The sequence below is a fragment of the Acetobacter farinalis genome, assembly GCF_011516935.1.
GTDB lineage: Bacteria > Pseudomonadota > Alphaproteobacteria > Acetobacterales > Acetobacteraceae > Acetobacter > Acetobacter farinalis.
Genome location: NZ_WOTF01000001.1, coordinates 164,070 through 187,728, shown reverse-complemented (window position 1 = coordinate 187,728; position 23,659 = coordinate 164,070). Strand labels below are relative to the sequence as shown.

Annotated in this window: 19 protein-coding genes; 8 read left to right on the top strand and 11 right to left on the bottom strand. The window is 62.8% G+C overall.

Annotated features, from left to right (window positions below; genetic code table 11):
- From GOB82_RS00855 to GOB82_RS00840, 4 genes are all read left to right on the top strand, one after another.
- Positions 1-2,184 (top strand): RNB domain-containing ribonuclease, encoded by a 2,184-nt coding sequence (locus GOB82_RS00855; protein ID WP_166118483.1) that lies wholly within the window; start codon positions 1-3, stop codon positions 2,182-2,184.
- Complete coding sequence (locus tag GOB82_RS00850) at positions 2,174-4,207, top strand: S41 family peptidase (RefSeq protein ID WP_242007127.1); 2,034 nt, start codon at positions 2,174-2,176, stop codon at positions 4,205-4,207. Before GOB82_RS00855 ends, GOB82_RS00850 begins: the two co-directional genes overlap by 11 nt.
- Positions 4,208-4,223: 16 nt before the next feature.
- Positions 4,224-4,562: a DUF1491 family protein gene (locus tag GOB82_RS00845; RefSeq protein WP_166118481.1), complete on the top strand. Its 339-nt coding sequence runs from the start codon at positions 4,224-4,226 to the stop codon at positions 4,560-4,562.
- 371 nt (positions 4,563-4,933) lie between these two features.
- A complete protein-coding gene (locus GOB82_RS00840; RefSeq protein WP_166118479.1) occupies positions 4,934-6,085 on the top strand; it encodes an OmpA family protein in 1,152 nt (383 codons plus the stop codon).
- A 194-nt stretch (positions 6,086-6,279) separates the two neighbouring features.
- Here GOB82_RS00840 and cysK read toward each other — a convergent pair whose 3' ends face one another.
- A complete protein-coding gene (gene cysK, locus GOB82_RS00835) occupies positions 6,280-7,266 on the bottom strand; it encodes a cysteine synthase A (RefSeq protein ID WP_166118477.1) in 987 nt (328 codons plus the stop codon).
- Positions 7,267-7,413: 147 nt separating this feature from the next.
- Between cysK and GOB82_RS00830 the strand changes: the two genes are divergently transcribed.
- A complete protein-coding gene (locus GOB82_RS00830; RefSeq protein WP_166118475.1) occupies positions 7,414-7,863 on the top strand; it encodes an RrF2 family transcriptional regulator in 450 nt (149 codons plus the stop codon).
- A 152-nt stretch (positions 7,864-8,015) separates the two neighbouring features.
- Here the strand turns inward: GOB82_RS00830 and GOB82_RS00825 are convergent, their stop codons facing one another.
- Positions 8,016-8,555 carry a hypothetical protein gene (locus GOB82_RS00825; protein WP_166118473.1) on the bottom strand — a complete coding sequence of 180 codons (540 nt, stop codon included), beginning with the start codon at positions 8,553-8,555 and terminating at the stop codon, positions 8,016-8,018.
- A gap of 467 nt (positions 8,556-9,022) precedes the next feature.
- Here GOB82_RS00825 and GOB82_RS00820 point away from each other — a divergent pair, with 467 nt between their 5' ends.
- The 3 genes from GOB82_RS00820 (at position 9,023) to GOB82_RS00810 (ending at position 12,647) form a co-directional block, all read left to right on the top strand.
- Positions 9,023-9,556 (top strand): hypothetical protein, encoded by a 534-nt coding sequence (locus GOB82_RS00820; protein WP_166118470.1) that lies wholly within the window; start codon positions 9,023-9,025, stop codon positions 9,554-9,556.
- Between the two features lie 105 nt (positions 9,557-9,661).
- Positions 9,662-11,686 carry a DNA topoisomerase IV subunit B gene (gene parE / locus GOB82_RS00815; protein WP_166118468.1) on the top strand — a complete coding sequence of 675 codons (2,025 nt, stop codon included), beginning with the start codon at positions 9,662-9,664 and terminating at the stop codon, positions 11,684-11,686.
- 61 nt (positions 11,687-11,747) lie between these two features.
- Positions 11,748-12,647, top strand: coding sequence for an EamA family transporter (locus GOB82_RS00810; protein ID WP_166118466.1), 900 nt, complete (start codon positions 11,748-11,750; stop codon positions 12,645-12,647).
- Between the two features lie 312 nt (positions 12,648-12,959).
- On the opposite strand, the gene GOB82_RS00805 is transcribed toward GOB82_RS00810, so the two are convergent.
- From GOB82_RS00805 to GOB82_RS00765, 9 genes are all read right to left on the bottom strand, one after another.
- On the bottom strand, positions 12,960-14,474 hold the full coding sequence (locus tag GOB82_RS00805; RefSeq protein WP_166118464.1) for an NADH-quinone oxidoreductase subunit M: 1,515 nt from the start codon (positions 14,472-14,474) through the stop codon (positions 12,960-12,962).
- Between the two features lie 127 nt (positions 14,475-14,601).
- A complete protein-coding gene (mutL, locus tag GOB82_RS00800; RefSeq protein WP_166118462.1) occupies positions 14,602-16,677 on the bottom strand; it encodes a DNA mismatch repair endonuclease MutL in 2,076 nt (691 codons plus the stop codon).
- A 16-nt stretch (positions 16,678-16,693) separates the two neighbouring features.
- Complete coding sequence (locus GOB82_RS00795; protein ID WP_166118460.1) at positions 16,694-17,224, bottom strand: DUF3035 domain-containing protein; 531 nt, start codon at positions 17,222-17,224, stop codon at positions 16,694-16,696.
- A gap of 56 nt (positions 17,225-17,280) precedes the next feature.
- Entirely contained in the window at positions 17,281-17,781 is a 501-nt protein-coding gene (lspA, locus tag GOB82_RS00790) for a signal peptidase II (RefSeq protein ID WP_166118458.1), read from the bottom strand.
- Positions 17,778-20,702, bottom strand: coding sequence for an isoleucine--tRNA ligase (gene ileS, locus GOB82_RS00785; protein ID WP_166118456.1), 2,925 nt, complete (start codon positions 20,700-20,702; stop codon positions 17,778-17,780). The genes lspA and ileS overlap by 4 nt, the downstream gene beginning before the upstream one ends.
- Positions 20,703-20,830: 128 nt before the next feature.
- On the bottom strand, positions 20,831-21,778 hold the full coding sequence (locus GOB82_RS00780; protein ID WP_265793726.1) for a bifunctional riboflavin kinase/FAD synthetase: 948 nt from the start codon (positions 21,776-21,778) through the stop codon (positions 20,831-20,833).
- Entirely contained in the window at positions 21,775-22,491 is a 717-nt protein-coding gene (mtnC, locus tag GOB82_RS00775; RefSeq protein WP_166118454.1) for an acireductone synthase, read from the bottom strand. The genes GOB82_RS00780 and mtnC overlap by 4 nt, the downstream gene beginning before the upstream one ends.
- The gene (locus GOB82_RS00770; protein WP_166118452.1) at positions 22,488-23,033 is read right to left on the bottom strand and encodes an acireductone dioxygenase; all 546 of its coding nucleotides are present in this window, start codon (positions 23,031-23,033) and stop codon (positions 22,488-22,490) included. Before GOB82_RS00770 ends, mtnC begins: the two co-directional genes overlap by 4 nt.
- Positions 23,030-23,650: a methylthioribulose 1-phosphate dehydratase gene (locus tag GOB82_RS00765; RefSeq protein ID WP_166118450.1), complete on the bottom strand. Its 621-nt coding sequence runs from the start codon at positions 23,648-23,650 to the stop codon at positions 23,030-23,032. Before GOB82_RS00765 ends, GOB82_RS00770 begins: the two co-directional genes overlap by 4 nt.
- Positions 23,651-23,659: the final 9 nt, after the last annotated feature.

Below are 23,659 nucleotides of genomic sequence, written 5' to 3'. Positions count from 1 at the left end.
GTGCAGAAAAGATCGGGGGCCGCAGCTCTGCCTGACCCTGCGGCCCTCCGGACTTTTCTGGAAGCAGACCGCACCCCTGTCTCCCCTCCCGATATTCTGCGGGCCTTCGGGCTGCCAGCGCATCTGAAAGCTGCCCTGCGGACCACCCTGCACGCCATGGCCGTCGCGGGGGATCTCGCCCTGCTGCCACCCGGCAGGCTGAAGGGTGTGACCGGCCTGCCGGAGACGGCACGCGGCATCATCACCCGCATGGGGCGCAACGGCCTGCCCGTCGCCTCCCTCCCGGATGACCCGCGCGGCAGTAGCGCGGCCCTTGTCACCAGCCATCTGGACGGCGCGTTGCTGCTCCCCGGTGATGAGGTCATTCTCCGCCTGCGTCCCGCCCTTGGCAGCAGCCTGCGGGAAGCCCGCCCCATCCGCCTGCTTGCCAGCACATCCCGGCAGATTGCCGCTGTGTTCCAGCCTGCCGCACCGGGCACGGATAAGGAAAGCCCCCCGGCACCGGACCGGCTGATCCCGTGTGACCCGAGGCTCACCCTGACCTTCTGCGTCTCCGCGCCGCCTGAGGCTGCGCACCCCCGGTCAGATCCGCGTCCGGCTCCAATCCCGGCCAGCGGGGATGTCGTGCTGGCCGACCTCCTGCCCATGCAGGACGGCCAGCCGCCAGCCGCCCACATCCGCACCATTCTCGGGCCAGCCACCGCTCCGGGCCAGCCCGCCACCCTCAGCCTGTTGACGCACGGCATCCCCACGGAATTCCCTGCGGAAGTGGAGGAAGAAGCGCGGCGGGTTGCACTCCCGCCTTCCCCCAATGAGCGCACAGGTGAAGGCACAGAGGCTTCCGGCACCTCTGCGGAGGAACGGACGGACCTGCGCACCCTCCCCCTCATCACTATTGATGATGCCACGGCACAGGACTTTGATGATGCCATCTGGGCCACCCGCACAGCGGAGGGGTTCCGGCTGATCATCGCCATTGCGGATGTCGCGCACTATGTCCAGCCGGGTTCCGCGCTGGATGCCGAAGCCAGAAAGCGTGGCAATTCCGTCTATCTGCCGGGCCGCGTGGTGCCCATGCTACCGCCCGCGCTCTCCGCAGGTGTGTGCTCCCTGAAACCGGGGGAGGACCGGCTGTGCCTGTTTGCAGAGCTGACCATAACCGGCGCGGGCCAGATCCTGTCTGGCAGACTGGGCCGGGGGATCATCAAGAGTGCGGCACGCCTGACCTATCAGACCGTGCAGCAGGCGCTTGATGGCACCCTCACGCCAGAGCAGAGCGCCTGCCTTGCCTCTCTGCCGCCTGACCTGCTTCCCACACTTCAGGCCGCAGCGGACGCCTTGCAGGAAGAGGCAAAAGCCCGAGGCGTTCAGACGCAGCCGGAAGAGGAATATTGTGTCACGCTGGACGCCCATGGCCAGCCCGCCGCCTTTACCCTGCGGGAGCGCCTGCCCGCGCATGATCTGGTGGCGGCCTTCATGATTGCCGCCAACCGGTTCACGGCGGAAACTCTGGTGCGGCACAACGCCGCAGGGCTGTTCCGGGTGCATCCAGCCCCCGCCCCGACGCACCCCCAACCCCGCCAGATGGCCCGCTATGCCGCAACGCCGGGGCAGCACCATGGTCTGGCGCTGGCGCATTATACCCATGCCACCAGCCCTATTCGGCGCTATGCGGATCTTGTGACACACCGCGCACTCCTCAGCACCCTGCATCAGGGCAGCAACCGCAAGACGCCCGAACCGGACAGGGCAGACCTGCCCGCGCTGGCCGGGCACCTCCAGATGGCGGAACGCCGGGCCGCATCCGCGGTGCAAAGCTGCCAGAACAGGCTGGCTGCCATTTTTCTGACCCCTTTTATCGGGCAGACTCTGCAGGCCCATGCTACAGCAGCAACACGGAACGGCCTTGCCATAACATTGACGAAAACAGGAACTCCGTCTTTCCTTTCCTTCCGTGCCTTGCCGGATGGAACAGGGATGAATGACGAGTCGGTATCCAAGCGCCCAGACCTCAGTTCAGGAACCCCGTTCCTGAGCTGCGCGGTGCTGCCTGTTGTCCTGACAGCAACCCACCCGGCGCAGGGCACACTTGCTCTGGTGCCCATCTCCCACCCCTCCAGCATACAGTCAGGCAAAATCCAGTCCTCCAGCGTGGCCCCGGCCCCCGTACACCATGCCAGCTAGCACAGCCCGCCGCCTGCTCTCCGTTCCGTTGCGCCGCGCACTGCCCTGCATTCTGATCGCAACCCTGCTGATCTCTCAGCCGTCCTCTGCGCGCGCGCAGAGCAGTTCGCCCCAGCCGGGGCCGGACAGACTGCCCGCCGCCCCGCCTGATGCCTCACAGGCCACCCCGACCAAAGCCGCCACAGCGGCACCGGCAGCTCCCGCACAAGCGAAGCCAGCCCCTGCGGCAGCCCCGGCCCCCGGCGGCGCGCAGCCCGCTCAGCCGCAGGCGGCCACTGCCCAGACGGGAGACGCCCGGACCGGCACCCCACAAACCGGCAGCGCGCAGGCTCCGGGCACACCGCCCGGCAACGCGCAAACAGGTGGTGCGCAGACTGATGCGCCGCACACTGGCAGTGCACAGAGTAGCAGCGCACAAACAACTGGCGGTGCACAAACCACCAACACGCAAGCTGGCGGCACGAACCCCGGCAATACGCCCCCCGCCGGTCAGCCAGAGGCCCCGCAGGCAGCGCCCGCGCAGCCGGATGCGCCACAACCTGAGCCTCCGCCCATTGATATGGGGCTGATCCGCTCCGTGATTGGCACGGCGCTGGAGTTTCTCGGCCCGCGCACACTGGAGCCGCACTCCAGCCGGGAATTCACCCTGTGGGGTCTGGGCTGTCTGACTGCGCTGGACCCGATGCTCACGCTCGATTCCCGCGGGGCGGACATCCGCCTTCTGGCCGGACAAACCAGCCTGATCTCTCAGGCCGCCCCGCCGGCAGGCCATACGGAAGACTGGGCAAAGCTGGCGGTGGATTTCATGACGGCCGCCCGCGCCCACTCCGAGGCCCTGCGCAACGCCAGCCGGGATGATCTGGTGCAGGCGTTCTTTGATGAGCTGTTCAACCATCTGGACCCGTATTCCCGCTATATCGGCCCCTCCTCCGCCACCACGGACCGTCAGGCCCGCGTAGGGGGAGAAGCCGATGCCGGGATCAGCCTGACGCGCAAGGGGCGGGATATCGTCGTCTCCGCCGTGAATGCCAACGGCCCCGCGTGGTCCGCCACGGTTGACCCGGGTGACAAGCTTCTGGCCGTTGATAACCGGCTGACCGCAGGGCAATCACTTGAAACCGTCACCGGCTGGCTGCGGGGTGAGGAAGACTCCCGCGTGACCCTGCGCCTGCTCACACCCGGGCACAGGCGCGGCCATACCATTGTGCTGCGCCGCGCCAAGGTACCGCCCGAAACTGTTTTCGCCTTTGCCAGCGGCCCGCTGGTGGTCCTGCGCGTGACCTCCTTTTCTTCCGATACCGCGGAAGAAATGAGCCAGTATCTGGATCAGGCCACGCAGGACACCACCCTGAAAGGGCTGATTATCGACCTGCGCGGCAACCGTGGCGGCGTGCTGCAACAGGCCGTAACAGCCGCAGCCCTGCTGCTGGACCGCGGTGTGGCCGCCGTGACAGACGGGCGGGACCAGCAGGCAAACCACATCTGGGCCGTGCAGGGCGGAGACATGACCAAGGGCCTGCCCATTGCCATCCTTGTGGACGGACGTACGGCCAGTGCCGCGGAAATTCTGGCTGCCGCACTGGCGGACCATCGCCGCGCGGTGGTGATCGGCAGTTCTACACTCGGCAAGGGTCTGGTGCAGACCGTGGCGCAGTTGCCCGATGAAGGGGAACTGTTCGTGACATGGAGCCGTGTGATTGCCCCCCTCCACTGGCCGTTGCAGGGCCTGGGGGTGATGCCCCAGATCTGCACAAGCCTTGGCGAGAGTGACATGGCGCGCCAGATGCACAGCCTCGCGGCCGGAAAGCTGGACAACCAGCCGGCGGTAGAGGCCTCACGCCTTGCCCGCTTCCCGCTGCCGGTCTCGCGCATTCTGGCCATTCGCAAAGCCTGCCCGGCCGCGCTGGGAGGGGACCGGGATCTGGAGACAGCCCGCGCCGTGCTTGAAAATCCGAAATGGTACAAAACGGCCATCTCCGCCATACCGGATGATAACGCCCCCTCTGGCCCTGCCTCGCATTGATGGCCACATACACCCGATGACACCCCCGCGCCTGCGTTCAGAGCTTGTGGCCCGCGCACTCCTCCGCCAGTGCGGGCAGGATGGCCGCTCCGCCATGATGCTGCGGCGCGGAGATGCCGATGCCGGGGGCATTCTGGTTGTTCTGCTTGGGCGGGATGGCACCGCGGTCCTTCTCAGCCAGACCCGCACAGCGGAAGGTGAACCCGCATGGCTGAAGGCTTCCGGGGAGCATCCCCTTACGCCGGAAGACACACAGATGTTTCTTGACCGGCAGATCCGCTACGACCCGGATTTATGGGTTCTGGAAGTAGAAGCGCCGGATTTCAGACCTCCGTTTGAAGCAACGCTGGTCTGATAAGAGCTAGAGGCTGCCAGAAAAAACTGCCCTGTCCACTCCGCCTGCCTGACATTTTTTTGCACTGAAATGCAGAGGTGTTATGGTCCGTTCAGGCCGCCTCCGGGCTCTCCGGCGGCCTTTTCCGCCACAAAATCCTATTATTAGTTCATCACGCCCTGCTTTTCAGGCAACCTTCTGAAGATGTGTGACTTATGTCACACGCCACTGGCTCCGATTACACATAAAACGGGGCTGTTGTTAAAAACAGTTTCCACAAGCTGTTGCACCCAAGGCCACTTTACAGCAAAGAAGGCAGGCATATGTGCCTCGTGCACCAAGATCACAATGCCCGGCCACTGCGGAAACAGTGCCACAGCAGGGAGAAGAACATGAAGCTGCGCCAAGGCCTCCTCGCGCAATCACTGCTTTCTGCGCCGTTTGTCACAGGTTTTCTGCTGTTTGCTGCTCCAGCCATGGCTCAGCCCGTTCAAGGCCTGTACATTGCCGGCGAAGGAGGAGCCTCCTTCAATCAGGACCAACGTGTACGCACGTCCAACATGTTCCCTGATGGGCGGGACCGCTGGCGCACGGGCGCTACCGGAATCGGCTCTCTCGGCTATGGTCTGGGCAATGGCTTCCGCGTTGAGATTGAGGGCGACTACCGAAATCAGACCTACCAGCGGTTTGTAACCAACTCCCTCACCAGCAAGGCTGATGGCCGCCGCCAGACCTACGGCGTGATGGCCAATGCCCTGTTTGATATGGATATCGGCAAGCCCTGGCTGTTCCCCTATTTCGGCGCAGGCGTGGGCTATGGCTGGACAGCCATGAACACCTCCATCACGGCTCCGGGCAACCAGTTGTCCCAGCATGTAGGCGGCACGTTTGGCAATTTTGCCTATCAGGGCATCTTTGGCCTCTCCTTCCCCATGCCGTGGGTTGTGGGGCTTTCCGCCACGGCGGAATACCGCTTCTGGACGATGCTCGGCCCGCAGTCCCACAGCTCTTCCGCATGGGGCACCATTGGCGGTGCGAATCAGTCCAAGCCCTATAGCTTTGCCACCGGCAACCGGGACACCAAGACAGATTTCAACCACTCCCTGATGCTGGGCCTGCGGTATGAGTTCAATCCGGCTCCCCCGCCGCCGCCGCCAGCCGCAGAGCCCATCGCGGCTCCGGCCCCGCAGCCGGCCCGCAGCTATCTGGTGTTCTTTGACTGGGATAAATCCTCCCTGACCTCCCGCGCCCGGTCCATCGTAGCCGTGGCGGCTCAGGCCAGTGCCCATACCAGCCTCACGCGCATTACCGTTTCCGGCTATACGGATAACTCATCCGCATTCCCCGGCCAGAAGCGTGGGGAGGCCTACAACCTGAAGCTCTCCCTGCGCCGTGCGGAAATCGTGAAGGCTGAACTGGTGCGTGATGGCGTGCCCGGCTCCACCATCGATATTCACGGCTATGGTGAAGCGAATCCGCTGGTTAAAACCGGCCCCAACACCAAGGAACCGCAGAATCGTCGGGTGGAAATTCTCTTCCGCTGACCCGGCACGCCCTCCGGGCCTCTGCTGCTTCTTGCGTCTGTTCTTCACATAAAAAAACGCTGCTCCGGTTTTCCACCAGAGCAGCGTTTTTTGTGCTGCGACCCCTTATCAGCCCGGCCCCGAGCCCCAGTCTGGCACCCGGTAACAGGCTTTCCAGAACGGGGAGGACATCACCCTCCCGCTCCGGGTGCGCCTTACAGCCCGGAGAACAAGGAGGTCGAGAGATAGCGTTCCGCAAAAGAGGGTGCGATCGCGACAATCGTCTTGCCTTCAGAGGTTGGCTTTTTCGCCACCTGAATGGCCGCATGCAGCGCGGCCCCCGAAGAAATCCCAACCGGAATACCGTCCAGCCGCGCACAGCGGCGGGCCGCCGCAATGGCTTCCCGTTCAGAAACAGTCAGCACGCCATCCAGCAATTTTGTATTGAGTGTCGCCGGGCAGAAGCCGGGGCCAATACCCTGAATCCCGTGCGGGCCAGGTTCATCCCCATTCAGAATGGCACTTTCGGTAGGCTCCACCCCGAACACCTGTAACCCCTTGCGGCGCGGCTTCAGCGCCTCTGCAATGCCCGTAGCCGTGCCACCCGTGCCAACACCGGCAATCACGATGTCCACCGTGCCGCTGGTATCCACCCAGATTTCTTCCGCGGTCGTGGCGGCATGCACTGCCGGGTTGGCAGGGTTATCAAACTGGTCCGGCATCCAGGCATCCGGTGTTTCCTGAATAATCTCGCCCGCGCGGGCAATAGCCCCGGCCATACCCAGGCGCGCTGGTGTCAGCTCAACCTGCACATCCATCAGCCGGAGCATCCGCCGCCGCTCGATGGAGGCACCCTCCGGCATGGTGACAATCAGGCGGTAGCCGCGTGCCGCAGCCACAAAACCCAGAGAGATGCCTGTATTGCCGGATGTCGGCTCCACCAGCACTGTGCGGCCCGGCGTAATACGCCCCTCCCGCTCCGCCTGCAGCACCATGGCCGCGCCAATACGGTCCTTCACCGAACCCAGCGGGTTGAAGAATTCAAGCTTGAGCAGAAGGCGGCTTTTCAGGCCTTCCTCCTGTGAGAGGTGCGGCAGGGCGACCAGCGGCGTTCCACCAACAACCCCGAGGACCGAGTCGTAAACTTTCCCGCGCGGTGCTGCAAAACCGTAACCGCCTCCGGTTTTCTCCAGATCTGTCATGAAGTCGCCTTTTCTTTGCCTTCTCTTCAGGCTCTTTTATAATACGAATTATCAGCGTAGATAAACAGAAGAACGCCTGCTATATCTCCATACAACCTATGTTTAACAATAAATTTGCTTCTTTCTGAGGTGAAAGGAAACCAGATCATGATCCTCCGTCGGGACAGAGCCATGACAGCCGTTCTTATCATGCTGGACGTGGCCTTTCACGCAGGACGCTCCGGCACTGTCAGTGCTGCCGATATTGCCGAACGGTCTGCACTGGCCCGGCGCGGGATTGAACCGCTGCTTCAGGCCCTGTCCCGCACCGGCCTGCTGGAGAGCATTCGCGGGCCGCGCGGCGGCTATCGGCTGGGCCGCCCCCGCCGGGATATTTCTCTGGTCGATATTATCAATGCCGTCACGCAGGATGACACAAATGTTGATGACGGCCCGCAAGGCCCGCTGTTCAGCAAGGTCATCGAACCATGCTGGAAGCAGTTTGACAAAGACCTGACCGCCCAGATGAAAAAAACCACGCTGGATGATCTGGTGAAGAAAACCGAGAACAGTGGCCTGAAGCGCCCATTGAGCGAGCCGATTTCCTTCTCAATTTAAGCCCGCCTGCTTACGGAGCCACCGGCAAGACCGGTGGCCCATAAAAAAACGCGCTGCACCGGAAGGCCCGGTGGCAGCGCGTTTTCTGTTTCAACCCGCCTCACAGAGGGCAGGACAACCGCCGCAGCGGCCCCTGCCCTTGCGTGACAGATTTATTTCTTGTGGCTGACCGCACGACGGCGGGTCGTTGTGGCTTTCTTGGTCTTGGAGGGCTCAGCCTTCTTGACCACGGGAGCCGGTGCCTTGGGCAGCACAACGCCTGTGGCATCAACCTGCACCGTAACCTTCAGGTTTGTGCGCTTTGCACCCGGACCAGGCACCAGAATGGCTGTGAAGCTATCCGGCCCGGCATATCCCATGGTGGGGGTGTAGCTCACATGTGTGTCATCATCCAGGCTGTACAGGAACGTCTTACCGTGTTCCGGAGCCGGAGAAACACCGAAGGAGGCATAGGCCTTCCCGGAGTCCTGAGAGACCTTCAGGTCGCACAGACCATCATCCGAGCGCACCGTCATGGTGGTGCTCAGGCTTCCATCTGCCTCTTTTTTCAGAGGGGTGGTCTGGCAGACCGCAGATTTCTTCATATACCCGAACGGGTTGGGAGATCCGGTCCGAACTGGGCCACCTGTTGTTGCACAGCCGGCAAGCATACCACCAGTTAGCGCCAGAACGGCAATTCCTCGCAAGCGCACTCGACAGCTCCGCTTCAATATTTATTAAATACAATGAACCTTCTGCGCACCGTATGGCGGGTAAATCAGGCAAACTTATGCCCATCTCTCACCAGTGCCGCATGATTCGCCTTTGCCTTTAGAACATACTGAAGAAGGAAGAAAGAGGGATAAGCTACTCCGCCCTGCACGGCAGCCACACTTTACCTGCCAGCAGGCCGCCCTCTGCTCAAAGAAAACATCATTTTGCCAGAAATTAGGGGTCTGGAAAGAAGCACTGTGTCATCCCTGTGTTCCGGCCTGCCCGAAAAGAGAATTCTGCCTGCTGAAATGCTGAGACGCGGTATGAAAAAATACTTCTATCTTTCTCTGCTGAATACGCTATTTCGTTCACCAAACCTTGTAGAAACCGTTTCATACGCTGAGCCTGTCGGGGAGACCTTGATGTGAAGAGGCAAGCCCGCTCCAGCATGTATCGGAGGACCCGCATGTCTTTTTCCCGCTTTCTTGCCGCCGGTGCTGTCGCCTTTGGTGTACTGCACAGCACCGTGACCTTTGCCGCCACCCCGTGCGGCCACTCCCCCGCGCATGAAGCCTTTAATATTCAGGCGCTGAAAAGTGAGCTGATGGTCACAGCGCTCTCCTGCAACGCGCAGGACCGCTATAATGCGTTTGTCGGCAAGTTCCGCAGCACATTGCTGGATGAAGAACAGAAGCTGAACTCCTATTTCCGCACCACCTATGGCCGCAGCGCCCAGCGTGAGCATGATGATTACATCACGCAGCTCGCCAACGTGCAGTCTGAAAAAGGCCTCCAGTCCGGCACCATCTTCTGCATGCAGCGTCTGGCCATGTTTGATGAAGTGAATGCGCTGGAAAAGGCCGAAGATCTGGCCAACTACACGGACGCCAAGGACATCACCCAGCCCGCGTCCTTTGAAACCTGCGCCGCTCCGGCTTCTTCCCGCCCGGCACGCCCTTCCCGCCGCGCCACGAAGGCCAAAACAGCCCACCGCGCCTGAGGCCATGCTTTGCGGCGGATGTTTCCGTGTTTCAGGCCTAACATCCGCCGCACGTCTGACAGGCCTGCTTGACGAATCACCGACAAAGCGGGACAGACCTAATCCATGAGCGACCTGTTTTCTGCGCCCCAGCCCGCCCGCAAGCCTGCGGGGAAGTCCGCAACTCCAGCCGAGACCAGCCCTCAGGCGTATGACGCAAGTGCTATTGAGGTTCTGGAAGGGCTTGAGCCCGTTCGCCGTCGCCCCGGCATGTATATTGGCGGCACGGATGAGTCTGCCCTGCACCACCTCGCCGCCGAAGTGCTGGATAACGCGATGGACGAAGCCGTGGCCGGTCATGCCACGGCCATTGATGTGCGGCTGGACCCTGAAAACCGTCTGACCATCCGGGATAACGGGCGCGGCATCCCGGTGGATGCGCATCCCCGCTTTCCCGATCGCTCCGCTCTGGAAGTTATTCTCACCACCCTGCATGCGGGCGGAAAATTTTCGGGCAAGGCCTACGCCACATCAGGCGGCCTGCACGGAGTCGGCTCTTCCGTGGTGAATGCGCTGTCTTCCCGCATGGATGTTGAAATCGCGCGTGACCGCGCCATCTGGCGGCAGGCCTATGAACGCGGCAAACCCGTCACGGCGCTGGAAAAAGTCGGCCCCACACAAAACCGGCGCGGCACCCAGATCAGCTTCCAGCCGGACACGCTGATTTTCGGGGCGCATGTATTTGTGCCGTCCCGCCTCTATAAGCTGTGCCGCTCCAAGGCTTTCCTGTTCCGCGGCGTCACTATCCGCTGGTCCTGTGATCCCTCCCTGATCAAGGCGGGGGATGAAACTCCGGCGGAAGCGGTGCTGCATTTCCCCGGCGGTCTGGCAGACAGCCTGACGGACGAACTCGGCCCGAATGCGCCGCTGCTCACCCCGCTCTGGGCGGGTGATGCCAGCCTGCCACCCGCCGCCAATGGCACGGACAATGGCCGGGTGGAATGGGCTGTCGCCTTTCTGGAAAGCGGCACCTCGGCCCTCTCATCCTACTGCAACACCATTCCCACCCCCCAGGGCGGCACGCATGAGGCAGGCTTCCGCAATGCCCTGCTCAAAGGCCTGCGGGCATGGGGCGAGCAGCGTTCCAACAAGAAAGCGGCCGCGGTAACGGCGGAAGACGTGCTGGGCATGATTGCCGCCAAGCTCTCCGCCTTTATCCGGGACCCGCAGTTTCAGGGCCAGACCAAGGAAAAGCTGACCTCCACTGAGGCGAGCAAACTGGTGGAAACCGCCCTGCGGGACAGGTTTGACCACTGGCTGGCCCAGAACCCTCCACAGGCCGATTCCCTGCTGGCCTTTGTGATTGAGCGCGCAGAAGAACGCCTGCGCCGCCGCGAGCAGAAAGACACACTGCGCAAAAGTGCCACGCGCCGCCTGCGCCTGCCCGGCAAGCTGACGGACTGCACGCGGGAACGGGCGGAAGAAACTGAAATCTTTCTGGTGGAAGGTGATTCCGCCGGTGGCTCCGCCAAGCAGGCCCGTAACCGGGAAACACAGGCCGTGCTGCCCCTGCGCGGGAAAATTCTGAACGTGGCCAGCGCCACCACGGAAAAACTCCGCGCCAATCAGGAGCTGCGGGATCTGATCGAAGCGCTCGGCTGCGGCTCGGGAGACCGGTTTGACCTGAGCAAGCTGCGCTACGGGCGTGTGATCATCATGACCGACGCAGACGTGGATGGCGCGCACATCGCCTCCCTGCTCATGACATTCTTCTACCGTGAACTGCCCGACCTCATCCGCAACGGGCGGCTTTATCTGGCCCAGCCGCCGCTTTACCGGCTGACGCAGGGCGCACATTCCGTCTACGCGATGGATGATGCGGACCGCGACCGCAAAATGAAAACGGCCTTCAAGGCGCGTGGCAAGATTGATGTCTCCCGCTTTAAAGGTCTGGGGGAAATGCCCCCGGCGGACCTGAAAGAAACCACCATGGACCCCAGGCACCGCACCCTGCTGCGCGTGGTGGCCCTGCCGGAAGACCGTCTGGCCACACGGGAGATGGTGGAAAGCCTGATGGGCCGCAAGCCGGAACTCCGCTTTGCCTTTATTCAGGAACATGCCCAGTCTGTTGGTGAACTGCTGGATGTATGATCCAGCCCCCCTTTTCTAACGTCATGTTCGGCATGCTCCGGACTTCTGGATATTTCTGAGCATGCCCGGTTCCTCTCCCAACACATCTGTCAGGGAGCGCCTTCTGGCGCTGGTCCAGCTTATTGGCAGTATGATCTGCCTTCAGTTCGGCTCTTCTCTCGCCAAATCCCTGTTCCCGCTGTTCGGCCCATCCGGCATGGTGGGCCTGCGCACGGGGTTTGCCGCCGCCGCGCTGGTGCTGTTTTTCAGAAGCTGGAACGCCCTCTCCCGCCGCACCCTGCGGCTGGTCATGCCATACGGGGTGGCCATTGCCGGGATGAACTTGTGCTTCTATCTGGCCCTGCAACGCATTCCGCTGGGCATGACTGTCGCCATTGAATTTACCGGCCCGCTGTTTCTGGCCTTCATCGGTTCCCGCAGGCTGGCGGATATCGGCTGGATTGCCCTGACCGTGCTGGGCCTGTGCCTGCTGCTGCGCCCGGATACAGCAGCCCTGCCGGATATGATGGGTGTGGCCTATGCCGTGGGCGCCGCCATCTGCTGGGCGCTCTACATCATTTTCGGCAAACGTCTGGCAGGCAGGATCTCCCCCGGCCATGCCAGCGCCCTTGGGCTGTTGTGCAGCGCCAGCATTCTCTTCCTGCCCTGCTTTGTCCCGGCATTTGGTGTGGGGCTGCACCACCCGCTCCTGCTAGGCATGGCGGTGCTCGTCGCGCTCAGTTCCTCAGCGCTGCCCTACGCACTGGAAATGCAGGCCATGCACCGCCTCTCCGCACGGGATCTGGGCGTGCTCTACAGTCTGGAGCCGGTCTGTGCCGCCTGCGCGGGAATTCTGCTGCTGCATGAAACACTCTCCCTCCTGCGTATGGGAGGCATTCTGTGCATTGTCGTGGCTTCGGCCGGAACAGTGCTGACCCCGCGCAAGACAGACCCTTCGGGTGATTTGCCGGAACAGCTGTAATAGCGCTGGAACTTTCCTGATAAACCAGACAGACACGCATCCGGTCCGCTGAACACGCCACCCGGCCTGCCCGCCCATCGGCAGGCTGGGGCACACACTGTTTGGCCCGTGCGGACTTATCTCAGCCGATCGAGTTCGTTCTCCGGGACGATCAGCCACCCTGCTCCATGCCACACAAGCAAGAATGAACGCCGCGCCGTTTATCCGTCCGTGCAGAAACCCCGAGACAGCCAGCAAACGGGTAGCCGGTGCGCAGGCAACCAGTTACCGGAAAGTCAGTTTACTGGGCCGCCAGCTTAGCCGGGCAACAGCTTACCGCGCCGCCAGATGCAGCGTGGTCTGGACAGAGGATGCCGAGGCCGTTACCGCACCATGATGCATGGCCTGCATCACAACCGGATCAAACAGGCGCGTAAAGCTGCCGGGGTGGAAGCCCATCCAGAGGGTAACCAGCGCCAGAGGGACCAGCACGGCAACCTCCCCCATGCTCAGGTCACGCAGCAGATGCATGGTGTCCCGCAGGCCACCAAACAGCACGCGCCGATAGAGGGAGAGCATGTACACCGCCCCCATGATCATGGTGCCCCCGGCCAGCAGCGCCACCCAGAAAGACACATGGATGGCCCCCATCAGCACCAGCACTTCCCCCACAAAAGCGCCTGTGCCGGGCAGGCCGATATTGGCCATGGTGAACAGCATGGTCAGCAGGGCAAGCACCGGCATCTGCCGGGCCACGCCCCCCAGAGCGGAAATCTCGCGGGTGTCCGTGCGCAGGGCAACGGCGGAGACGCAGAAGAACAGGGCGGCAATCACCACGCCATGCGAGAGCATCTGGAAAATTGCGCCATCAATGCCTTCCGCTGTCAGGGTGAACAGGCCCACGGCAATCATACCCATGTGGGAGAAGGAGGAATACGCAATCACCCGCTTCATATCGGTCTGGGCAAACGCGACAAAGGCCGCATAAAGAATCGCCACCACCCCAAGCCCCAGCACATACGGCGCGAACAGGTGGGCGGCATCAGGGAACATCAGCACCCCGAACCGCAGCAGACCATACGCCCCGGCCTTGGACAACACGCCGGAAATCATGGCGGAAGCCGGAGCAGGCGCTTCTGAATACGCATCAGGCAGCCAGGCATGCAGCGGGAACAGCGGCAGCTTCACGCCGAAGGCCAGCAGGAAGGCCAGCAGCAGCCAGCCTTGCAGGGAAGGCGCGAAGCCCGCCTGCATCAGGGCCGGGATATCGGTGGTGCCTGCCTGCTGCCACATCACGATCAGGGCAATCAGCATGAACAGCGAGCCACCAAACGTGAAGAGAAAGAACTGAAGAGACGCCCATACGCGCTTCGCCCCGCCCCAGATCCCGATCATCAGGCTGGCGGGGATGAGTGTTGCTTCATAAAACACATAGAACAGCAGGAGGTCCTGCGCGGAAAACAGGCCGAACAGGGCGGTTTCCAGCAGCAGCATGGCCACCACGAATTCCCGCATCTGCGTCCGTACAGTCCGCCCCCCGGCGGCAATGGCCAGCGGCGTGAGAAACGCGGTGAGCAGGATAAACACCAGCGAGATGCCATCCACCCCGGTATGATAGGAAATCCCGGCATCCGTCACCCAGCCGAGCCGGGTTTCAAACTGAAGGCCGGGTGTTGCCGGGTTGAAACTGCACCACAGCCCCACACTCAGCGCCAGCACGCCCAGACTGGTGCCCAGCCCAACCCACCGGGCGAGAAGGCTTTGCCCCTCCCCCCGACAGACGAGCCAAACCACCAGCGCACCCGCCAGCGGACCATAAGTTATCAAAGCAAGCAGAGCGTGGGACACGGCGTTTTTACCATCCGGATTTCATCACTTCATTCTGACCCTGCCCCTTTTTAGGTCAGGAAACCAGAGAAGTTCTGTTCACGTTCCGCAGAGCATACGCCAATACTCTGTGAGAACCTGAGGGTTTTCAGCGCCGTCCGAACAATTTTTCCAGATCTTTTTTGCTGAGTTTCAGCCATGTCGGCCGCCCGTGGGAGCATGTGCCAGCCCGGGGTGTTGCCTCCATCTGCCGCAGCAGAGACTCCATTTCCTCCCGGCTTAAGCGCCGCCCCGCGCGGATACTGCCATGGCAGGCCATGCGGGCAATCACCGCATCCAGCCGCCCGTCCAGCGTGGGCATTTCATCCGGCGCGCCGCTTTCATCCGCTTCCAGCTCATCGGCCAGGTCCCGCAGCAGGCCTACCGCATCGCTCGTGTTCAGCATGGCGGGCAGTGCCCGCACCAGAACGGCGGCCCCGCCAAAGGCTTCCAGCTCAATACCCAGCCTGGCCAGCATCTCCTGACGGCTGACCAGCAACTCCACCTGCCCGCGTGGCAGTTCCACCACATCCGGCACCAGCAGCCGCTGCCCCTGTACACGCCCGCTCAGAAACTGTTCCCGCAGGCGTTCATGCGTCAGCCGTTCATGCGCCGCGTGCTGGTCCACCAGTACGAGGCTACCATCCGCCGCCACCGCAATCACATAAGTATCCAGCACCTGCGCCACTGCCGCCCCAAGCGGATGCGCCGCAGCCGACTCCGTGGGTACCCCGTAAGGAGCATCGCCCTGAAGGCCCGTTTGTGACGCGCCAGCCTGCACCGCGCTCCCTTGAGCAAAGCCGACCTGCTCCCCGGCGGCCTGGTCAGACATCTCACCCGACAGCCCTGTGCCCGCGAAGGCTCCAGCTTCAGCCCCGGTCCCGCCGCCCCCTGCGCCGTGCCCTGCCGCAGTATGCGCCTCGTACAGACCGCCCTCCTCCGCCGGAGGCAAAGGCGGCAGCATGCGGGCGGAAGGGGTATCCCCCAACGCGAGGCGTGGCTCTGCAAAGCGGCTGTGTGGCGTGGTGAAAGGCGCTGCCTGTCCGGGCGCTGGCGGGGCTGGCTGCTGCGGAGTGTTTTCCGGCGGATACCAGATGCGCCCCGGCCTGACGGCTGAAAAGGAGGGCCGCACCCCAACATTCCCCGCCCCGCCTTCCAGCGCACGCCCCAGCGTGCCGATCACCAGAGAGCGCACGGCGGCTTCATCCGCAAAGCGTAATTCTGTTTTGGCGGGGTGAACGTTCACATCCACACGGTCTGGCGGGATGGTGAGCATCAACGCCACCACAGGGTGCCGCCCTGCCTCGATAACCCGCCGATACGCTACCCGCACGGCGGTTTTCAGCACAGGGTCCACCACCGGGCGACCATTGACCAGCATGAACTGCCCCGCCGCCGTGGCCCGATGCACGGACGGGCCGCAGGCAAAGCCGGACAGTGTCATGCCATCCCGCTCGCCATAAATTTTCAGGAACCCATCTGCCTCGTTCGCGCCCAGCAGGGCCGCCGCCCGGGCCGCCATATCCTGCGCGGGCAGGTCAAACAGCACGCGGTCATCCATCCTGAAGCGGAAGGCCGTTTCCGGCACAGCGAGTGCGAGACGCCGCACCACACTTTCCGCGTGGCTGCCTTCAACACGCGGGCTCTTGAGGAATTTACGCCGGGCCGGGGTGGCAAAAAACAGGTCTTCCACCACCACGCTGGTGCCGGGCGCGCCAGCCGAGGGTTCCGGCTGGAAAACCTTGCCGCCTTCAACCCGAATGGTCCACGCACCACTTTCCCCGCGCGGGCGGGACGTGATGCTCAGCCGTGCCGCCGCGCCGATAGAGGGCAGCGCCTCCCCCCGGAAGCCAAGCGTGCGGATATGAACAAGGGATTCGTCCTGCAATTTGGACGTGCAATGGCGTTCAACCGCCAGTGTGAGTTCATCCGGGAGCATACCAATCCCGTCATCCGTCACAATAATCTGGTCTATCCCGCCTTTTTGCAGGCTGACATCCAGCCGCCGCGCCCCGGCATCTATGGCGTTTTCCACCAGTTCCTTCAGGGCGGCCGCAGGGCGTTCAATCACCTCACCCGCGGCGATGCGGTTAACCAGAACCTCCGGCAGCCGCCGCAGCGTGGGGCGCAGCGGCACAGCGCCGGAGAGATCAGAAAAACCGGAGGGGGGAAGCGGGTCCGACATGGTCAGACCTCACCCCTCAGAACAGGCCGGATTTTTTGGGGTGCACCGTGGGCGTGACGCCTTTGGTCGGTTTGTCCCCCAGCGCGGCATTGGCCTTCAGGCGGCGGTTTTCCGCATCGGCATCCACAGCGGAACCGGCATTCCCGCCTTTCCAGAACATGATCTGGCGGACAAAGCCGGACCCGGCCTCGCCCAGTTCGCCTTCATCCGGGGCATCAGATGCGGTAGAGGCTTCATTCACCAGCATGGTCTGGCCACCGCTGGTGTCACCATTGGTGCCATGCAGGGCAACATCAGGTGAAAGCGTTTCCAGCGCCTGGAGGCGCTCGCTCTCATCCTGCGGGCGCTCAGCCCCGCTGACCGGTCTGGCCAGTGCATCCATAGGCGGCATGGACAGCGGCGCACGGGTGGTAACGGTATATTCATCCGGCATGCTGCGTTCCAGCCCGAACGCGCGGGCTGCTTCAGAGCCGGAACACCCGCTCAGAATTACGCAGCCACCAAGAAGAAGCAGCGGAGAAATCAGTGTCGAGACACGGCACGCCATCTTCTGTCTTATATCCTTCCTGCCCAGCCTGCCGGTTCTGGCAGGATGCTTTAAAATCACGATGCCTGCTGCGGCTTGTCCCCAAGCACACTCTGCAACACCAGAACACAGACCGCACATACTATAGCGGAGTCAGCCACATTAAACACATACCATGACCAACCAAAAGCATGCGCATGAATAAAATCGACCACGGCCCCATAGCGTACCCGGTCTATCACATTCCCGATGGCGCCGCCGGTAATGGCTCCCACGCAGGCGGCCGTCAGCCTGCTGGGGGTTCTGGCCATCCAGACCAGCAGGCCGCAGGCCACGCTGAGTGCAATGATGGAGAATAGAATCCGCCCCGCATCCCCAAGGCCGCCAAACATGCCGAACGTGACCGCATGGTTCCAGACCATGGTGAAGTTCAGGAACGGCAGAATGGCAATGGACACCCGATCCGGCAGGTCCAGCCCGTATAAAATCCAGTATTTGCTGAGCTGGTCCGCCGAGAGAGCCAGCATCAACACCAGAAACCCCAGGCTGAACGGCCTGCGCAGAAGCGGCGTGCTCACACTCCCTCCCGCACGGCGGCCATGACCTGCTGTTCCTGCTCCGCCACCACATCAGCACAGCGCAGGCACAGGCCCGGTGCTTCCGCACGGCTGCCGGTTTCGGGCAGCACTTTCCAGCAGCGGACACATTTTTCACCCTCTGCCGGGCGGACCACCGGGGCACCGTGCAGTTCCCCGCCTTCATCCCCCTCCGTGTAGACCGAGCCGCTCTGCGGCGCGATCAGCACATCAACATGAGAGACAATGGCCAGTTCACTCCAGTTCACCCCGGCAAACTCGGCGGCTTCCTTTTCAGAAAGGGTGAGTTCCACCTGCGCCTGCAGGGAGGAACCTACCGTGCCATCGCGCCGCGCCCCCTCGATTTCCGTGGTGATGATCCGGCGGACAGCCCGCAGGCGCGTCCAGCGTTCATCCAGCTCCGGGTTGTTCCATTCCGCGGGCAGATCAGGGAAGGCCTGAAGATGCACGCTCTGGGTCTCACCAAAGCGGGCAGTCCAGGCTTCTTCCGCTGTAAAGACCAGAACCGGGGCCAGCCATGTGGTCAGGCAGCGATGCAGGTGGTCCAGCACCGTCCGGGCCGCACGGCGCGTCAGGCTGGACGGCGCATCGCAATAGAGCGTATCCTTGCGGATATCGAAATAGAACGCGGAAAGATCGGTCGTGCAGAACCCATGCAGGGCCGGGTAGACCCCTACCCATTCATGCGTTTCCACCGCACGCGTCATCAACCCGCCCAGATCGGTCAGGCGATGCAGCACCCAGCGTTCCAGTTCGGGAAGCTGCTCATAGGGCAGTGCTTCTTCTTCCGTAAAGCCATCCAGCGCCCCCAGCAGCCAGCGCAGCGTGTTGCGCAGGCGGCGGTAGAGTTCGCCCTGCTGCTTGAGGATTTCCTTGCCGATGCGCAGGTCTTCGTTCGTGTCCGAATTCATGACCCACAGACGCAGGATATCCGCCCCCAGCGTGTCATTCACTTCCTGCGGCGCAATGACGTTCCCCAGGGATTTGGACATCTTGCGACCATGCTCATCCAGCACGAAGCCGTTCGTCACCACCGCCTTGAACGGTGAGACACCCCGTGTACCAACGCTTTCTAGCAAGGAGGACTGGAACCACCCGCGATGCTGGTCCGACCCTTCCAGATACAGGTCCGCCGGGAAGGACAGACCGGGCTGGCCGAGCACGAACGCATGGGTTGAGCCGCTTTCGAACCAGACATCGACGATATCGAACACCTGTTCGTACTCATCCGGGTTGCGGTCCGGACCGAGGAAGCGCGAGGCCGGGGCGCTGTACCACACATCCGCGCCCTCTTCCCGGAAGGCGTCCACAATGCGCTGCATGACCTCTGCATCGCGCAGAACCTCACCGGTACGTTTTTCAACGAACACCGCAATCGGCACGCCCCACGCACGCTGGCGGCTGATGCACCAGTCCGGTCGGTTCTGGATCATGGAGGTCAGACGGTTGCGGGCCTGAGCGGGGACAAATGTCACATCATCCAGCGCATCCAGCGCCTTCTGCCGCAGGGCGGATTCCCCATCCATCCGGATGAACCATTGCGGCGTTGCACGGTAAATAACCGGCGCGCGCGAACGCCAGGAATGCGGGTAGGAATGCACAAGCTCCCCACGCCCCACCAGACCAGCGGGGGCCGTGCCGTCCGCATTGGCCTTCTCCATGACCGCGGCAAGTGCCGCGCAGACCGGGTCTGCCGCCTTGAAAACATGCACATCGGCAAAAACCGGAACCCACGGGGCGTAGGTGCCGTCATCCTGCACGGTCTCGGGCACTTCCACGCCGTATTCCCGGCACAGGCGGAAGTCATCCTCACCATGGGCCGGGGCCATGTGCACAAGGCCCGTACCGGCCTCGGTGGTGACAAACTCACCCGGCAGCAGAGGCACATCATAGTCATAGCCCTGACCACGCAGCGGATGCGCGCAGACAGCGCCTTTCAGCGCATCCCCCGGCAGGGTGTAGAGCACGTGATGCGCGGTGATGTGCGCTTCCCGGCAGAAGTTTTCCACCAGCGCTTCCGCCACCAGAACCTTCGCCCCCGGCGCCAGCAGGGCGCGCTCATCCGTTTCATCCACGCGGAGCACCACGTAGGTGATCTCGGGGCCATAGGCCAGCGCGCGGTTCCCGGGAATGGTCCAGGGCGTTGTGGTCCAGATCACCACGGACACATCACGCAGCGCCTGTGCGGGAGTGGGGTCTTTCACAACGGGGAACGCCACCAGAATGGTGGTGGACTTGTGGTCGTGATATTCGATTTCGGCTTCAGCCAGCGCGGTTTTTTCAACCGGGCTCCACATCACGGGGCGCAGCCCGCGATACAGGCCGCCATTCAGCAGAAAGCGCCCGATTTCCTCAACGATGGCGGATTCGGAAGAGAAATCCATGGTCGCATAGCGGTTGGCCCATTCGGCCTGCACGCCCAGACGCCTGAACTCGTCACTCTGCACGGCCAGCCATTTCGCGGCGTAGGCGCGGCATTCCGCGCGGAATTCCAGCACCGGCACGGAATCCTTGTCCCGTTTGGCCTTGCGGTATTCCTCTTCCACTTTCCATTCGATCGGCAGGCCGTGGCAGTCCCAGCCCGGCACGTAGCGCACGGCATAGCCGGACATGCGGTGGGCGCGGTTGACCACATCCTTGTTAATCTTGTTCAGGGCATGACCGATATGCAGGTGGCCGTTGGCATAGGGCGGGCCATCATGCAGCGTGAAGGGCTGGCGGCCCTCCGCCTGCTGCCTGATCTGCTCATCCAGCCCGATCTCAGCCCAGCGGGCAAGCCAGCCCGGCTCCCGCTCGGGCAGATTACCGCGCATGGGGAAGGATGTGCGGGGCAGAAAAACGGTGTCGCGGTACAGATCGGCGGATGCGCTTTTTTCTGTGTCGCTGCGGCTGGATGTAGACATGGAACGGCAGGTGTCACTCTGGTTCGGGTTCAGCACAAGAACAGGTCTGCCGACGCGGGAAACCTGTGCGGTCTTTCGTTATCCGGGCGCAAGCCCGAAGGGTCAAGCTGCAAGGCGCAGTGATACGGTTATTTCGCGCTCAGTTCATCATCCAGTGCGCTGCGGGCCTGCATGGCATCCTGCGCAATCTGGCTTTTCAGAGCCTCCAGCCCGTCAAACCGTTTTTCCGGCCGCAGCATGCGGTGCAGGGCCACGGAGAGAGTCTGGCCGTACAGATCCCCGTCAAATTCAAACAGATTGACTTCCAGGCGGCTTTCCTGCCCGTCATTAATGGTCGGGCGGCGGCCGATATTGGCCACACCGCGCCGCGTCTGGCCGTTGGGCAGCCGGACTGTCACGGCGTAAACACCCCGTGCGGGTTCCAGATGCCGCCCCAGCGGGATATTGGCTGTCGGGAAGCCCAGCAGGCGGCCGCGCTTGTCTCCATGCTGCACCTCACCCCGGATAAACCACGGGCGGCCCAGCTCTTCCGCCGCGCGCTCGGGATACCCGTCCTGCAGAAGCCGCCGGATGCGGGAGGAGGAATACGGCCCGCCAGCATCGGCCAGAGCGGCAACCGGCGTGAAGCCCATCTCCAGTTCCGCCGCCTGCTCGGCCAGAAAGGTGACATCCCCCCCGCGCCGGTGGCCGAAGGCAAAATCCTGCCCGCAGGCAATGTGCCTGAGGCCGAGCGCGCTGAACAGGACATCCCCCACAAACTGCTCGGCGGACATGCGGGAGAACGCTTCATCAAACCCGATCTGGAACACATGCTGCACACCCAGCGCTTCCAGCGCCGCCAGTTTCTCGGCGGAGAGCGTCAGGCGGAACGGCGGGTCCTGCGGGCGGAACAGCTCACGCGGATGCGGCTCAAACGTCACCACAGCCAGCGGCAGGTCCGGCCGGGCGGTGTGCAGCGTATGCACCAGATGGGCATGGCCCAGATGCACGCCGTCAAAATTGCCCAGAGCCGCGGCACAGCCGCGTGCATCCTCAGGAATGGCCCGCCAGTTTTCGTGCAGTCGCGCCCTGATCACGCGTGCGGCTCCGCACCCGGCAGCCCGAATAGACGCGCCGCGTCAGGCAGGGTGGCCGCAACAGGGTGGTGCTTCCCGGCCAGAGTGCCATCCTCCGGGCGCACGATCTGGCAGACCTGCAGCCCGGCCTCGGCCGCAGCATCCAGCTCCGCCGTGACATCGGAGAGAAACAGCACATCCTCTGGCGCCCAGCCGGTTTCCAGCAGGATATTCCGGTAGCTCTGCGCCTCTTTCTTGCCGCCCACCCGCAGGTCAAAAAACCGGCTGAACAGCGGTGTAACATCACCCTGCCGTGTGTGGCCGTAAATCAGCTTCTGCGCCGGTTCCGAACCGGAGGAATAAACCGCCAGCACGAGCCCGGCCCGTGACCACGCTTCAAGCTCCGGCACCACATCCGGATAGAGGCTGGCAATCAGTTCCCCACGCTGATAGCCCAGCCCCCACACCAGCCCCTGAAGAGCCTTGAGCGGGGCAACCTTGGCATCCTCATCCATCCAGCGGGTCAACTGCTCCATGGGCGGCACGCCGGGCGCCAGGCGGGCGATTTCCTGCACGGCATCCCGCACAACCGGCTCATGCGCCTGCTCCGCCAGCACTGCGGGCAGGTGCGCCCGCGCATAGGGGAACAGCACCTGATGCACGAAAGAAACCGGCGCGGTTGTGCCTTCAATATCCAGCAGAACAACACGCGGCGGGTGAGAGAACACGCTCATTGATCATACGCCATGAAACGCCGGGCGAGGTCTGTGCCGGTATATTCGGCAATCCAGCCCTCCTTGCGGGTGAAAATACGCAGGGTCACAAAATCGGGCTCCGGCCCGGCATCAAACCAGTGCTTCGTGCCTTCGGGCACGGAAATCAGGTCTGTCTGGGTGCATTCCACATCATAAATCTTGTCCGCCACATGCATGATGAAGTGGCCGGAGCCATGCACGAAAAAGCGCACTTCATCTTCACTATGCGTATGTTCGGACAGGAACTTGGCCCGCAGCGCCGGGCGGTCGGGCGTGCTGGCATTCACGCGCAGAACATCGGCGGAGCCTGCGCCGGTTTCGCCCATCAGCTTGTCCAGAAACGGGCGATAGGTCGCCAGAACTTCAGCCTCATCCGCAGAGCGCGGCGGAATTTCCGGGCCTTCCCACCGCTCGAACCGCACGCCCAGCGGGCGCAATTGTGTTGCGATCTCCGCAGCGTCCTGCGAGCGGAACAGCGGCGTTCCGGGAACGGTGTCCTGATAGATAGTCAGTGTGCTCACAGGCCCAGCTTCCTTCTCTCCAGCATGCAGGCCAGCAGGAATTCCAGCCCTTCCAGCCGGGCCAGGGCGGTGGGCATATCCTTGCCCCACACATAAACACCATGGCCACGAATGATATATCCCGCGGGCATGCTCCCGAAGGACGGCTCCACCTCCCGCGCCAGACGGGCGATATCCTGATCATTGTCAAACAGGGGCACGGGCACGGAGGCTTCGTGCGTGCTCTGGCCTTCAAAAACCTTCTGCACTTCATAGTCAGCAAGATGCAGGGCCGGGCTTTTTTCCGTCATGGAAAGCACAGTGGCCGCTACGGAATGCCCGTGCAGCACAGCCCCGGCTGTGGGGTCCTGCTGGTAGATCTGGCAATGCAGCAGCGTTTCCGCACTGGGTTTATCCCCTGCATTGTGCGGTTTGCCGGCTTCATCCACCGTGATCACATCCGCACCCTGAAGGAAGCCCTTGTGGCACCCGGACCGCGTGATAGCGATCCGCCCGTCCGACAGGCGGCGGCTGATATTGCCCGCCGTGGCAGGCACCCAGCCGCGCGCGTCCATCCGTTGCCCGGCCGCAAGAATATCCTGCACGGCGCGCGCAAATTCCGTCATGGTCTCACTCATGTTTTTCAA